Genomic DNA, 14,092 nt, shown 5'->3' with positions numbered 1-14,092 from the left:
TTAAACTTATACGGCTTAAATCCTAGATGTTATCTTTTGTAAGTGGTAAACAATAGAAAGATTTATAAATGCCCATTTATTCTCAATTACAAATGCAAAACCAACCACATTTCGCAACTCTAGAGCATGATAGATATGTGAGAACAGTTATTAGGACCATTGCCGCTCAAGTGCAAGTTGAAACTGGTAAGGCAATTGATGAAAATGTTATGATGATTGGAGATGATTGGTTTTATATTGGCGTAGTACAAACTTATGGAAGCCCATCAAATGCAGGTAGAGGATTAAGCATTGGTCAACCTTTTACAATCCAACCTGTTGGAAAATATGGTATTAAACAACAAATTCCAATTTCAAAAATTATTAATGATTTTTGTGGACAAATTGAAAAATTTGCATTAATCCCGGAAAGCGAAAACCGATTGCGAGAATCAAGAGAATTGGGCGATTTTATTGATGAACAAGAATTTTCTTTTAGAGTAAGAACAAGTAAACATGATATTTCTGTGTATAGAATGAGAAATGCAAGACACGTCATTAGCGATAAGGATAAATTGCCAAATGGAGATTTGGTTGGTTGGACTGATTTTCCGCAATAAATCTTTCGGATTCTAACTTAATGGACATTTATTTCTTGTTTTCATAAGGTATTTGGCTCAATTCCATTATTATCTTTGCCAGCTTTTCGCTGTCATGCCTCAGCAGATCCCTTTTCTCCCAAAGTATTCTTTTTTCATCTGTTTTCTCGATCAGGTTTGCAAGAACAGGCATTACTTTTAATTTTTTGATTTCATCAAGGTCATTCTCAACCATGAAAGCATGCTCTTTGGCATACAGATCAAGAAGCTCTTTAGAAGGAACACCATTATTTAATATAGCATAATTCAAAACACCATTGCCAATATAATTTATAATGGTTTTTATGTGATCAGATGCCTTGAAATCATCAGACTGGAATGGCTGGGTCATTATGTTGCAGATGTATATTTTTTTGGCTTTTGAAATTTTAATCGCCTCTCTTATTCCCTCTATCAGAAGATTTGTAGCAATGCTCACATAAACGCTTCCTGGCCCTATAACAATCACATCTGCCTCTTCAATAGCCTTTACAGCTTCAGGATTTGCATTTATTCTGTCAGGCTTTAAAAAAACCCTTTTTATTTTCGGATCATTATTTGTCTTTTGCGATCTTCTTGTTATGTTATCTTCCTGCTCCAAAACACTTCCATCTTCCAGCTCAGCACAGATATGAACATCCTCGAGAGTTGATGGCAGCACCTTTCCCTTTATTTTTAATATTTTGCTTGCTTCTTTTATTGCCTCTTCAAAGCTGCCGGTTAATTTGCTCAATGCAGCTATAAACAAGTTTCCAAAGCTGTGGCCTTCCAAGCATCCATTCTCAAAACGGTACTGAAACAGATCCTGCAGCAATTTCTCTGACTCTGACAATGCAATCAGGCAGTTTCTTATATCACCGGGAGGCAGCACATTGTAATCTTTCCTTAAAGCTCCTGAGCTCCTGCCTGAATCTGTTACAGTCACAATTGCTGTCAGTTCACAATCATAATTTTTTAACCCTTCCAATACCATTGGCAGCCCAGTTCCGCCGCCTATTGCAACTATTTTTGTTTTTTTCATTTAACATCCTCTTTTACAATTTCTCCTGGCAATGTTGTTTTATTGGGCCAGATCTTCCTGCCAGGATAGACTGATGTGTTTATCCCGGTTCTTACATGGTCGCCAATAAACGCGCCAAGTTTTATCCTGCCAGAATCCACCTTTTTGCCTTTTACAATAGTTATATTTGATTTTCCGTCGTGCCTGTAATCCGATGTTATTGTCCCTGCGCTGATATTTACATCTTCGCCAATTACTGAGTGCCCCAGATAGCAATTGTGCTTTGCGACCGAGTTATCCATTACAATTGTGTCAAAAAGCTCACCTCTTATTTTGCAGTTATTTCCTATTGCTGTATCTGGCCTGATATATGCATTTGGCCCAATAATGCAGCTTTCACCTATAATAACTGGGCCTTCTATGTAGCTGCCGCCTTTGATAATGGTTCCTTTTCCGACAATAATTTCTCCTCTTATTGTAACACCTTCTTCAATATTGCCTTTAATTTCAGAGCTTTTTATTTTTGATAATAAAATCTGATTTGCATTTAATAAATCCCATGGATAGCCTATTGGGATCCAGTATTGTGATCTTATGACTTTGAGCTTTTCTTTTTTTGCCAGTTCATTGATTGCATCAGTAAGCTCATATTCATTTCTTTCTGATTTTTTGACTTGTTTTATTAAAGAAAAAATATTCCTATCAAGCAAATAGCATCCGATATTGGCAAGATTAGAAATTGGCTTGGATGATTTTTCAACAATCTTTTTTAAATAACCCTTTTCTTCTTCCACTATCCCGAAATTCTCAGGCTTTTCAACTTCCTGCGCTAATAACACATATTTTTCGTTTTTCAGTTTCAATAAATCTTCCCTGAAAAACAGATCATCTCCTCCAAGAACAATGAACCTTTCTTTTGCATATTCTTCTGCCTGCAATAATGCATGGCCTGTTCCAAGCTGCTCTTTCTGCTCAACATATTTTATTGTTATTTGCTTGTACTTATTGCCGAATGTAGCCTTTATCATTTCTGCCTTGAATCCGACAACCAGGATAACTTCATCTACCAGATCTTCTAACTGCTCCAGATTATGGGCTAGAATACTCTTATTTGCTATTTTGAGCAGGCTTTTCGGCCTTGTAACTGTTAAAGGTAATGTTCTTGTTGAGTTTCCTGCTGCGAGTATTATTGCCTGCATTTTAACCTGAAGAGAAAGGCAAACAAAAAGCTTATATATAAGCATTACTAAAATATTCATAATAGTATTACAAAATAATTTTTAGTGGTCAATATGTTTGTTGTTGAAAAAGCAAAAGGAGAAATGTCGTCATTGCCTGCAAGGGAGCTTAGCTTCAGCCAGATAAAGTCATTAAGCTCGCAATTAGCACAGAAAATAGCGCTTGAAATAGCCAAAAAGCCGTCTTATGCAATGGAAATAGCCAAAAAATTAAAGGTCAATGAGCAGAAAGTGTATTATCATGTCAGGAAGCTGGAAAAGGCAAGGATCATTGAAGTTTCAAGGACAGAGACAATACAGGGAGCAGCTGCGAATGTTTACAGCATTACAGAGCCTGCTTTTGTCATTAAGCTCAGGGAATTCCAGACAACGCAGAAAATTGCTTTTGAAAAGCAGCCAACTGAGTTTTTAGAGCCTTTTATTGAGGAAGGGCAGCTGAACGCTGTTATTATTGTTGGCTCTCCTGATCCGCACGGCCCTGAAAAAGCAAGGTCAAGAGACGGCTATTACGGCATTGATCTGGCATTGTTTCTCGGCTCGTTTCTTAACTATCTGCCAGAGCTTAATGTGAAGCTTGATACTGAAGCAAGGGCAGAAGACCTGCAAAAAAACCTAATCATTATAGGCGGGCCTGTGGTCAATACCATAACCGGCCAGCTGAATGAAAAGCTGCCAATAAAGTTTGACAAAAACAATAACTGGTGCATTGTTTCCTCGATTTCAGGCAAAAGCTATCATTCAGATGAAACAGGAATCATTGAAAAGATCAAGAATCCCTTTAACAATAAAAAAAGCATTTTATTGGTGGCGGGAAAAAGGTACATGGGAACAAAGGCAGTAATGCTTGCTTTTATAAAGCACTTCAAGGAGATATGCGAAGGCAACAAGTTCAATAAAGAGATCAACGCAAAGGTTGTAGAAGGGATTGATCTGGATTCTGACGGGATTGTGGATGAAGTGGATGTGTTAGAGTGATATAACATATGAACTAACTAATACATAATATAAATGTTTAAATATGTAAAATTTATTTAAAATATAGGTATGAACTTGGCAAGCAATAATAATATTGTAGAGTTGGTGAGAAAACCATATTCTGTATATAGATTAGATTCTATTCCCACCTTATATACTCTTCCTTTAAGAAAACTTGATACTAGAAAAGGGCAGTGGGAAATCCATGAAAGAGAAAAATTTGTAATACCCTTTTTTCTGGGTAATGAAAATCAAAGCGCATTGGACGGCTTCTGTGCTGTGTACTTTAATAAAAAAGGAAAACCTCAAACAATTTTCCTTGGAAATTTGGATGATATCGCATCAGACGAGTCAAGAGGAATTGTTGATAGCACTGCAATTGAACTTTCTAAAAAGGTTTTAGAGCAAAGATTGTTTTCATGGCCGCCAAGAGGATTAGATGAAAAGAATGGAGAAGACTGGTGCATATCAAATGGTTTATTAGCAGGGCTTATTGCAGGCAGCGGCATTCTTATTGATGGAGCAGTAGCGGGTTATGGAAATTCATCAGGAAGATTTGAGTACACATCAATGATTTCTAAGCTTACTAAATTAGCCAATGAAAACCCAAACACATTGCCTATACTGCTTTGGTCTATGGCAGGAATATTGTTTTCTCTTGGTTCTTTAGGTCTAATAGGCATGGGTGGAAAGATTGGCAAATTTATGGACAACATCAGAATAAAAAATTTACCTAAGGAATCCCGCTCATTTAGTTATGGGCATGATGCAGTAGACTCTATTCTACATGAACAAGAAACTGTGAAAAGAGAAAATGAAATGAGAACATTATACAATGAACTACAGAATTCCGGTTATAGTGTTCCAAAACCACTTATAACAGAGATTTATGATGCAATGAAGGCAATTGATGCCAGAGATAGCTGTAAAATTATTTCATTAAGGGATCATTTGGCAAAAAAAGCTCCGATTGATCTTCCTGTATGTACGCTTACAAACGCGTATTTAGCTGCAACAGGAAAATAAGGCCCTAAATAATTTCTTTAATTATGTTTTCAAAACTTATTTTTTCATCTGCAATCATAACCTTATGCCCCCTCTCTTTTGCTTCATTATAGCAAACATCAAATATCTCACAGTCAAGGTTTTCCCTTATTTTATCCTTGCTGTAGCCTTTCTTTTTCAGCCTTTTTTCCAATGTTTTAAGATCGCATTTTGTGATAATGCAGAGATCAACATATTTCTTAGGCAGATAGTGTGAAAGATGAGAGTCTATGATCGGGGGTTTTTTAGAGTTTTGTATTAATCTAATTAAAACCATGTTTAATTTTTTAATATCAACAATCCTGCATTTTCTTTTTTTATCATAGCCTTCTTCCAGCTTGTTGCCTTTTATTATTTTGCTTACATCAATGTAATTATAGCCTGATCTTTTAGACAGTTTTTTAGCAAGCGTTGTCTTCCCGGTTCCAGGTGTTCCTGTAACTATTATGACTTTCATAAGGTTTTTAACATTTTATATTTTTTTATATCCAAATATTTTATTATATCTCTCATGGTTCATATATTCCAAAATGAATGCGATGATCTTGGTTTCATCACCTATGACGGTATATAGCAATCTCCAATATCCTACGAGTTCGATTCTGAATATTTTATCAGTGCCATATCTATTGACAGTACCTTTACTGATGTATTTTCTAGGTATCAAATCCCCGCAGAATGAATTTGCTTTGATATTTTTGATTGCATTATTTATAGAAGATAATAGCTGCTCATAAGTTGGATTTGAACAAGAATGTTTGCCTTGAGCTACAGCTTCCTGCAGTTCAGTATACTCCTTATACGCATCTGCATCAAATTGAACAACTGTTTCTTTGTTCATTTACATCACAGTTACGGCTTTCTGAAGTTTGGCTTTTAGCTTTTTGCTAGCATCCTGAGAATAAATCCAAATAACCCCTTTTTCAAGTATTGCTATTTTTCCACTCTGTTCCAAATACTCCAAGATAAGGTTTAACGTAGGCCTCATGATCTGCGCCTCTAGCCTTCTATCTATTTCATTCTTTGAAAGGGGTTCTTTTGCAAATTTAAGCACTCTTTCAATTTTCAAAATTGTATCCAATCTAGGATAATGCAATATTTGCTGCATCTTGATTACCATACTATAACTTTATATCATGGTATAAGTATATACTACATTTAAACCTTTCGGTTTTTTTCAACATAACGCGGCTCATAATCAATTAAAATCTATTGCATTCAATCTTTCCAGGTCACTTAGATCATTCATCTGAAGCATTGCGCTTGAAAGAGTATAAAGCACATCTCCGATGTAAAGGCTTCTCTGGATTGAGCGATCTCCCCTAAAATAATAGCCGCTCTTCATAAATGCATCATCATCTTCATAGTGCGTTACCCTTCCTTTAAGATCAAATCCTTTTTCCAGCGATATATCATACACATAAGCTCCCTGGAATGTAAACTCGCCATATTGATTGTCTCTTGTTTTCTCTCCTTTTATCTCAGCCAATGTTATTGGTATAACGAGAAGGTTTTTCTTTTTGTCAAACAAAAAGGCCTTATGATCATATAGCACAGGAGAATCAGTTCCTCTGTCTCCAATAACAACCTTGTGCAGTTCCTTGGGATTCTCAACATCGCTTACGTCAAAGATTGCCATCTTAACTCCCTGATACCATGCAAAGTTTCCTTCTTCTGCTTCAGCTGCTTCCTTGCCGATTCCAATTATATGATCCTCATCATAAGGGTGCAGGTAATCTGAATATCCTGGAATCTTTAATTTTCCCAACACAGAAGGATTTTTCGGGTCTTTAAGGTCTATGACAAACAACGGATCTATTTTTTTGAATGTCACAAGATATGCCCTCTCTCCCATGAACCTTGCAGAGTAAATCTGCTCGCCAGGAGCTAAGTCTTCTAAGCTTCCAACTATTTCCAAATCCTCATCCAGCACATACACATTGTTTTCAGAACTTGCTTCTGCAGACCTTGAAACACGGCCGACAGTTGTGGCAATCCTGAAATAATCATTGTATTCATCCATTGAAAACTGGTTCAGGATATGGCCTGGAACTTCTCCCTGAGCTTTGTATTTTATTATCCCATCTTTTACGGATATCTTGTGAATTACTGTTTTCTCAGTTCCAGAATCTTCGGGCATTATATTTGCCAGTATTCTGATTGGATAATAGCCTCCTTTGGCATATGTTATGTAGATGTTGTTCAATGAAACATACATGTTCTGAGCTGATCCCATCAAAAATACTTCATCTCCTGTTTTTTCATCATCGTCCTGAGTATTTATCGAAACAATATTCGCAAAGTTATAGGAATAATCAGGAATATCGAAGTAATAAATCTCTTCAGGCTGTATCTGCCTTGTCTTGCTTCCTTCAGTTATCATGGGCAATGGAATTCTGTCGTCTGTATAATAGGCAGGCTGGTTTATTATGGCATAAACATAGTCTCCGATCATCCTTGAATTGAAATAATTGCCCTCCAAGCTTATGTTTCTCTTCAGAACAGGAGCTTCCCTATCAGAAATGTCATAAACTTCTATAAATGTATTTGACGAATATCGCCTTGGAATAAATTCTGCGCTCATCTTTGCGCTTGATGTGGCTGCTTCGCTTTCCAGAATGTAATTATCATATTCCTGGCCGAAAATAATAAGCTTGTTTTTATTTATGAATATTTCCTGAGGAGTTCCCCTCATTGCCATCTCAGATAATATTTTTGCATTTTCAGCAGGATATGCATCAACAATAAAGACCTTGTTTCCGGAAACAACATAAATGTATTTGCCGTCATTCTTTACAATATCTGCTTCATCAACTCCCTCAACCTGTATGTTTGTTGTTGAATAATCGCTTGCGCCAGCAGATTCCGCAAATTGCGAGACCACACCAGTCATCATTACTTTTTGTTCAAACAAACCAAAATCACTGCGCTGCGTGTTTGTCTTTATGAAATCCTTCATTTCTTCATACGAAGAGAACTTCTTCAGATCAACACTTGAAACCTTGGCTTCAGGGTAAAAGATAATAACTCCCATCAGCACCATAATCAATAAAGCAAACATTATTTTTATTCCTTTCATTTTTACCTCCTATTCGTCTTATTCAAAATTATAATCTGGAAAGCTTAGCTTTTAATAGTTTGTCCAAAAGCGGGCATTCTTTAGCATCATGCTCGATTAATGAAATAGGTATATTATCAGGATATTCTTTACAAAACTGCGGCCTATCTGATTCTTTATCATCATAGATGCTGCAATAATACTTTCCTTCCCTGTCATGCTTCAATTTATTGCAAGGGTATTTAAAAGTAACAAGGTAATAAAAATTGCCTTCAGATACTTCAATTTCCTCAACTTTTATTTTTCTTTCATCCATCATAATAAACCGTTTAGCAGTATCTCTGTCAAAAAGCATGCCGAATGTTTTACAGCACCTAGCACATGATCGGCATACCTCGCTTTTGGCTAATTTGCTTACAGTCATTTTATTCTCCGCTTTTGGGCAAATTGATTATATGTTTTAATATCATGCAGTATGGAGAGACGGGCATATATAAATACCCATCGATAAGTTTGATTTGGGTTGAAGCTATTGGCTATGCTTGACTGCTTCTGAGTTAAATATGTCAAAAATTTTCTACCAGTTTTTAACTGGTGGCCGAAAGCCAACTTTTTTCGCTTATGGAAAATTTTTGAGCATGCTCAAGAACCACCTGATGCGGTGAATTGTGGCAACATTCCACCCATCTTTGATGGGTGGTTCTTGACAAATGGTCAAGTAAATATTTATATACTTGCAGAATATATAATGGCAATATGAAGTTAAAACTCGTACAAAAGAAGGTGAATTATCTTTCATTTCTGGTTCTATTGGCCGGCATTCTCTTCATCAGCGGTTGTATAGGGCAGCAACAGCAGCAAACCATGTCAACCCTGCCCATAAGTGGTGAGAACGTTTCAGCGGTGGCACTAAATATGACAGCCACAACTAACATTTCAGCGGGAATGCCGAATGTGACTGTCACGACAATAAGTACGCCCGACAATTCATGCATCAACAAACCTACTGACACTGAGAAGATGGATATTTTCGATTCCCATGTTCACATACCCTCTACAATAAGTGCAACTCAGATAATTTTAGAGATGGATAAGGCAGGTGTGAGCATGTCGAACCTATATTCAGGTTCGCTCGAAGCCATATCTAAATACCCGGGTAGATTTATAACATTTGTAGATACTCCTGACTCGCCGCAACACTCTATCTGGTTAACGCAAGGTCAATCATTCTTCACATCTGCTGAAACGCAGTTGAAGACGGGAAAATTTTATGGCATAGGCGAAGCTAACCTAAGGTTCTACAGTGGCGATAATCCCCACACTTCGCCCCCGAACATCTATGTTGCGCCAGATAATCCGCTATGGCTTCAGCTGGTGGATCTGTCCGCTAGGTATCACGTCCCTGTCTCGGTTCACTTCGTACCTGACGACCCTGTTGCGAACACCGCCTTCGAAAAAATGTTGAATTACAACAAAGACGCGATTATCATCTGGGCTCATATCGGATTCGCCGAGATGCTATTCAACCGCGCCACGCTAAACGACTTCCTATTGAGATATCCTAATCTGTATTTCGACACGGCTGGGGTTCAGGAACTGCAAAACCCTCCACCACAACTCGGCTCTAATTGGGGGGTGCTCGCAAATCAATCTGATGGTCAAGGACCGCAGACTCAACAAGCACCAAGTCAGGGACAAAGCCAGCAAGATCCTGGTGAGACTGATAATCAAAATGGTGGTCGATTGAATGAGGAATGGAGGCAGTTCTTTGAAACATGGAACACCCGTATCCTATTCGGTTCAGATGCCGGAGGAGGCGCAAATGGCAAGGAGAGATGGCTTAACTATGCAGACCAAACAAGTGAGGGTGCCACACCTAACGCCATCGGACACTGGACACGTCTCCTTTCTAACCTAGACTACAATTCTGCTCTCAATATCCTAAGTGGCAATGCCAGAACGCTCTTCTTGAAGGAACAGAAACCTTCCTACGATTATTTGGTTTCGTCAAATGGCAATTGTGAGCATATTTTCGTAAGTTCCACCTCCTCTGTTTCGGCTCTGACTTTCAATCAGAGTACAAGAGCAATCACCTTCACAGTCGCCGACTCCATTGGGACGACTGGGTCTGCAGCCATAAAGATTCCGATGACCCTTGTCAGAGGAAACTTCACAGCCCAGGTGGATGGCCAGAGTGTTCAAATCAAAGAGGTGTCCAACTCTGCCGATACAACCATAACTCTGGAATATGCGGGCGGTATAAGAAAGGTTGTTATTAGCGCCTCACCCTAAAACACAGAGAGTAGGCAGCACAGATGCTCGCCAATAGCGTTTGATTTGGGTTGAAGTTATGTAAAAATTTGTTGATGATTTATAAAATCGTAGGCAGAATACCCGCAACTTTAGTTGTGGGATGAATGCTGTGCCTCTATCAAATGTACTTTAAGAGGCAACATTAAACTTGCCTTTGGTTTGTGTGACAATAGATAATTTGCCAAAAAACAAAATTTGGTTAATCATCCATTGGACTTTTAATGTTACTAGTATCTTTATTGGATATCCTCGCATAGATTAATGTTTTGCCTATGTCTGAATGATCCAGTAAATCTCGGATATATCCCCTATCTGTGCCATTTTCTAAAAGATGAGTTGCAAAAAATGCTTTAGGAGGATTTATTAAATCGGGGTTAAATGATTTTGGAAGGTTTAGTTATGAAAATTATCAAAAAGTATTTATATGACGTTAGAGTTTTAGGTGATATGATTAAAATAAAAAGAGAAGGCATAGTTCTCAAATCAACTGAAAATGAATTTGAAAATCATGCAGTCCTTAACCCATCAATAGTCCAAGATGGTAACATTGTCCACATGTTTTATAGGGCAGTAAGAAATGGCAACTATTCTAGCATAGGCTACTGTAAACTTGAAGGTCCGCTAAAAGTGATTGAAAGAAGCAAAATTCCAATACTCGCACCTGAGTATGATTATGAGAAGCATGGCATCGAAGATCCAAGAATTGTAAAGTTTAATGACATCTATTATATGTTTTATATGGCTTATAATGGTAAAGATGTTGTTACAGCATATGCGATCAGCAAAAATCTTAAAAAATGGGAGAAAAAAGGCCCTATATCCTATTTAATCTCATATGCTGAAGCTAAGAACATATTTATCAAGGCAAAGCTAGAAGAAAGATATTTTAATTTGGATATTTATGACAAATCTGAGATAGATACTCCTAAAAATGTTTATATCTGGGGAAAAGATTCTTTTATATTTCCTAAAAGGATAAATGGAAAATTTTATCTGCTGCATAGGGTCCTTCCAGAGGTACAAGCAATAACTTTTAGAGATTTCAAGGATTTAACAAAAAGCTATTGGAAAAAACATCTTTCTAAGTTAGGAGAGAGCAAAGTAATTGATCAGAGATATTGGTTTGAGTCAAGAGCAATTGGCGCAGGAGCTCCTCCAATTGAAACAAATAAAGGGTGGCTTTTGATTTATCATGCAATCGAAAATTCACCTAATGGAAGGATTTACAGGGCCTGCGCAGCTTTAGTTAGCAAGAACAATCCCTATAAGATGATAGGCAGGCTTGACTATCCTTTATTTTCTCCAAAAGAAGATTATGAAAAATATGGAGATGTCAATAATGTGGTTTTTCCTACGGGTACAGCGATTTTCGGCGATAGATTATATATTTATTATGGGGCAGCTGACAAGAGAATTGCAGCAGTATCCTTAAGCTTAAATGAACTTCTTAATGAACTCTTAAAGAGCTCCTGAAAATAACTATTAGTATATTGCTCCTTCAATTGCGTAGCTTATTATTAATGATAGAAGAACAACTGTTCATAAAAATCAGATAAAATTAGGCATAAGTTTATAAAAAATAAAATTTTTCTAGTTTTATGAGAGAAAAAACATCATGGATTTTATATGTATCTACATTCCCGCCAAGAGAATGCGGAATTGCAACTTTTACAAAAGATATAGTGACATCAATGGATAAGGCATTTTCACATTCTGCAAAATCAAAAGTGGTTGCAATGAATAATGATGTTACTAACATCTATAACTATCCTGATGATGTCATTGCAGAGATAAATGACTCAGACCTTCAGGATTATATTGACGCTGCAAAAAAAATAAATGATAATGACAACATAAAGATTATAAATATCCAGCATGAGTTTGGAATTTTTGGTGGGGAATACGGAAGCTATCTAATTGCCTTTATGGAAATAATTAACAAGCCTATGGTAATCACATTTCATTCTGTTCAGCCATCACCTAACGACAAACTGAAAAAGGTTGTGCAGTCACTTGCAGAAAAATGTGTATGCATTGTTGTAATGGCTAATACTGCGATTGATATCTTGAGAAATGATTACAACATTACAAAACCGATAGAGTTCATTCCTCATGGTATTCCAACTGTGGAATATGTTCAAAGCCACAAGGAAAAGGCTAAACTGAACTACGGGAAAAGGATTATTTTATCTTCTTTTGGCATGATGAGTCCTGGCAAAGGTTATGAATATGTTCTTGAAGCAATCCCTAAGATACTAGAAAAATTTCCAAGTATACTATACATAATAGTTGGAGAAACCCATCCAGCAATCAGGCAAAAAGAAGGAGAGCAATACAGAAACATGCTCCAAAATAAGATAAAAGAGCTGAAGATACAGAAGCATGTAAAATTTTATAATAAGTATGTTAAGCTTAGCGAAATTATTAAGTATTTGGAGGCTACTGATGTTTATATATCATCTAGCACCGAGCCAAACCAGATAACAAGCGGTACACTTGTATATGCAATGGGCGCAGGAAGAGCTGTAGTCTCTACACCCTTCCTGCACGCAAAAGAGATAGTAACTCCTGAACGAGGAGTTCTGGCAGATTTTAAAAATCCTGATTCAATTAGTGAAGGAATCCTAAAGATTCTATCAGACGATGATTTAAAGGAAAAGATGGAAAAGAATGCTTACGCATTTACAAGGCAGATGGTATGGCCTAATGTTGTCAAATCATATATGGATGTATTTAGGAGATATGCAATATTTGAAGAGAAAGAGGGATTGACCCTGCCACATCTAAATCTAAATCACCTAAATAAGATGACAGATAATTTTGGAATCATCCAATTTGCAAATCTAAAAGAGCCTGACATCTCTTCAGGCTATACGCTGGATGATAATGCAAGAGCAATGCTTGTAGAGTGTATGCAATATAAAAAATCTAAAGATGAATCATTAATATCATCAATAAAAAAATACCTTGAATTTATTAAGTATGTTGCACATGAAGATGGCAGGCTATTTAATTATGTAGATAAGGATAAAAAAATTAATTATGATGACTGGAGCCAAGATGCACATGGAAGGGCAATATGGTGTTTGGGCTATTTATTATCAATTGATAGCCTTCCAAAAGAAATTGTCGATGATGCAGAAACAATCTTTCGCAAAGCCATCAAACATATAGATCTAAAAAAATCTCCACGATCAATAGCATTCACAATATTAGGGCTTTATTACCTTAATTCTGCAAAACCTTCAGAGCAGATAAGGAAAAAAATAATAGCATTAGCTGACCATTTAGTTTCTCTTCAAAAAGACAATCTCTCAAATGAGTGGAAATGGTTTGAGCCATATCTAACTTATAGTAATAGTAAACTTTCTGAATCGCTTTTTTATGCATATCCTGCAACTGGAAACGAAATATACCTTCAAGCAGCAAAATCGTCGCTAGATTTCCTGATATCTATAAACTTTGAAAAAAATCGTTTTGCTCCCATAGGTCAGAAAGGATGGTACATCAAAGAAGGGCATAGGGCATATTTTGATCAACAGCCGGTTGATACTGCTTCGATGGTTCAAACACTGCAAGTTGCATATTCTGTAACAAAAGATGAGAAATATAGAAAACTTGCAATTATTGCATTCCAGTGGTTTTTAGGCAAAAATTCATTAAACCAAGCATTATATGACCATAGTTCAGGAGGATGCCATGATGGAATAGGGCAATTCTCAGTTAATTTAAATCAAGGTGCAGAATCTACAATCGCATATCTGATTGCAAGACTAGCATTGGACAAGAATGTAATGTCTGACTTTGTTCCGAAATAAGATATTTGTTGGTTAAAATGCTTGAAAGC

The 14,092-nt window shown here is 36.8% G+C and carries 13 protein-coding genes; 6 read left to right on the top strand and 7 right to left on the bottom strand.

Features of this window, described 5'->3' with window-relative positions; genetic code table 11:
• The first annotated feature begins 92 nt into the window (after nt 1-92).
• Nucleotides 93-599, top strand: a complete 507-nt coding sequence (locus Q7J54_01170) for a hypothetical protein (GenBank protein MDO8740165.1) — start codon at nt 93-95, stop codon at nt 597-599.
• Nucleotides 600-627: 28 nt separating this feature from the next.
• Here the strand turns inward: Q7J54_01170 and Q7J54_01165 are convergent, their stop codons facing one another.
• On the bottom strand, nt 628-1,638 hold the full coding sequence (locus Q7J54_01165) for a YvcK family protein (GenBank protein MDO8740164.1): 1,011 nt from the start codon (nt 1,636-1,638) through the stop codon (nt 628-630).
• Nucleotides 1,635-2,816 (bottom strand): sugar phosphate nucleotidyltransferase, encoded by a 1,182-nt coding sequence (locus Q7J54_01160; GenBank protein MDO8740163.1) that lies wholly within the window; start codon nt 2,814-2,816, stop codon nt 1,635-1,637. The genes Q7J54_01165 and Q7J54_01160 overlap by 4 nt, the downstream gene beginning before the upstream one ends.
• Nucleotides 2,817-2,909: 93 nt before the next feature.
• On the opposite strand from Q7J54_01160, the gene Q7J54_01155 reads away from it, so the two are divergent.
• Complete coding sequence (locus Q7J54_01155; protein ID MDO8740162.1) at nt 2,910-3,830, top strand: S-layer protein; 921 nt, start codon at nt 2,910-2,912, stop codon at nt 3,828-3,830.
• 69 nt (nt 3,831-3,899) lie between these two features.
• The gene (locus Q7J54_01150) at nt 3,900-4,856 is read left to right on the top strand and encodes a hypothetical protein (GenBank protein ID MDO8740161.1); all 957 of its coding nucleotides are present in this window, start codon (nt 3,900-3,902) and stop codon (nt 4,854-4,856) included.
• Between the two features lie 4 nt (nt 4,857-4,860).
• Here Q7J54_01150 and Q7J54_01145 read toward each other — a convergent pair whose 3' ends face one another.
• The 5 genes from Q7J54_01145 to Q7J54_01125 all read right to left on the bottom strand — a co-directional run bounded on the left by Q7J54_01145 (nt 4,861) and on the right by Q7J54_01125 (nt 8,356).
• On the bottom strand, nt 4,861-5,331 hold the full coding sequence (locus Q7J54_01145; GenBank protein MDO8740160.1) for an AAA family ATPase: 471 nt from the start codon (nt 5,329-5,331) through the stop codon (nt 4,861-4,863).
• A gap of 15 nt (nt 5,332-5,346) precedes the next feature.
• The gene (locus tag Q7J54_01140; GenBank protein MDO8740159.1) at nt 5,347-5,715 is read right to left on the bottom strand and encodes a hypothetical protein; all 369 of its coding nucleotides are present in this window, start codon (nt 5,713-5,715) and stop codon (nt 5,347-5,349) included.
• Nucleotides 5,716-5,982, bottom strand: a complete 267-nt coding sequence (locus Q7J54_01135) for a hypothetical protein (protein MDO8740158.1) — start codon at nt 5,980-5,982, stop codon at nt 5,716-5,718. It lies immediately after the preceding gene.
• A 90-nt stretch (nt 5,983-6,072) separates the two neighbouring features.
• Nucleotides 6,073-7,953, bottom strand: a complete 1,881-nt coding sequence (locus tag Q7J54_01130) for a beta-propeller domain-containing protein (protein ID MDO8740157.1) — start codon at nt 7,951-7,953, stop codon at nt 6,073-6,075.
• A gap of 28 nt (nt 7,954-7,981) precedes the next feature.
• Nucleotides 7,982-8,356, bottom strand: a complete 375-nt coding sequence (locus tag Q7J54_01125) for a YkgJ family cysteine cluster protein (GenBank protein MDO8740156.1) — start codon at nt 8,354-8,356, stop codon at nt 7,982-7,984.
• A gap of 332 nt (nt 8,357-8,688) precedes the next feature.
• Between Q7J54_01125 and Q7J54_01120 the strand changes: the two genes are divergently transcribed.
• The 3 genes from Q7J54_01120 (at nt 8,689) to Q7J54_01110 (ending at nt 14,063) form a co-directional block, all read left to right on the top strand.
• Nucleotides 8,689-10,224 (top strand): hypothetical protein, encoded by a 1,536-nt coding sequence (locus Q7J54_01120; protein MDO8740155.1) that lies wholly within the window; start codon nt 8,689-8,691, stop codon nt 10,222-10,224.
• Between the two features lie 468 nt (nt 10,225-10,692).
• Nucleotides 10,693-11,718 carry a pesticidal protein Cry7Aa gene (locus Q7J54_01115; protein ID MDO8740154.1) on the top strand — a complete coding sequence of 342 codons (1,026 nt, stop codon included), beginning with the start codon at nt 10,693-10,695 and terminating at the stop codon, nt 11,716-11,718.
• 125 nt (nt 11,719-11,843) lie between these two features.
• On the top strand, nt 11,844-14,063 hold the full coding sequence (locus Q7J54_01110; GenBank protein MDO8740153.1) for a glycosyltransferase: 2,220 nt from the start codon (nt 11,844-11,846) through the stop codon (nt 14,061-14,063).
• Nucleotides 14,064-14,092: the final 29 nt, after the last annotated feature.

Source organism: Candidatus Woesearchaeota archaeon (assembly GCA_030651135.1).
Lineage (GTDB): Archaea > Nanobdellota > Nanobdellia > Woesearchaeales > JACPBO01 > JACPBO01.
The sequence above is the reverse complement of the archived record's forward strand: the minus strand, read 5'-3'. Positions and strand labels throughout refer to the sequence as shown.

Coding starts and splice junctions, on each gene's coding strand:
- Q7J54_01150 (MDO8740161.1), top strand. CDS start 3,900: ATGAACTTGGCAAGCAATAATAATATTGTAGAGTTGGTGAGAAAACCA.
- Q7J54_01130 (MDO8740157.1), bottom strand. CDS start 7,953: ATGAAAGGAATAAAAATAATGTTTGCTTTATTGATTATGGTGCTGATG.
- Q7J54_01135 (MDO8740158.1), bottom strand. CDS start 5,982: ATGCAGCAAATATTGCATTATCCTAGATTGGATACAATTTTGAAAATT.
- Q7J54_01110 (MDO8740153.1), top strand. CDS start 11,844: ATGAGAGAAAAAACATCATGGATTTTATATGTATCTACATTCCCGCCA.
- Q7J54_01145 (MDO8740160.1), bottom strand. CDS start 5,331: ATGAAAGTCATAATAGTTACAGGAACACCTGGAACCGGGAAGACAACG.
- Q7J54_01125 (MDO8740156.1), bottom strand. CDS start 8,356: ATGACTGTAAGCAAATTAGCCAAAAGCGAGGTATGCCGATCATGTGCT.
- Q7J54_01160 (MDO8740163.1), bottom strand. CDS start 2,816: ATGCAGGCAATAATACTCGCAGCAGGAAACTCAACAAGAACATTACCT.
- Q7J54_01115 (MDO8740154.1), top strand. CDS start 10,693: ATGATTAAAATAAAAAGAGAAGGCATAGTTCTCAAATCAACTGAAAAT.
- Q7J54_01170 (MDO8740165.1), top strand. CDS start 93: ATGCAAAACCAACCACATTTCGCAACTCTAGAGCATGATAGATATGTG.
- Q7J54_01155 (MDO8740162.1), top strand. CDS start 2,910: ATGTTTGTTGTTGAAAAAGCAAAAGGAGAAATGTCGTCATTGCCTGCA.
- Q7J54_01140 (MDO8740159.1), bottom strand. CDS start 5,715: ATGAACAAAGAAACAGTTGTTCAATTTGATGCAGATGCGTATAAGGAG.
- Q7J54_01165 (MDO8740164.1), bottom strand. CDS start 1,638: ATGAAAAAAACAAAAATAGTTGCAATAGGCGGCGGAACTGGGCTGCCA.
- Q7J54_01120 (MDO8740155.1), top strand. CDS start 8,689: ATGAAGTTAAAACTCGTACAAAAGAAGGTGAATTATCTTTCATTTCTG.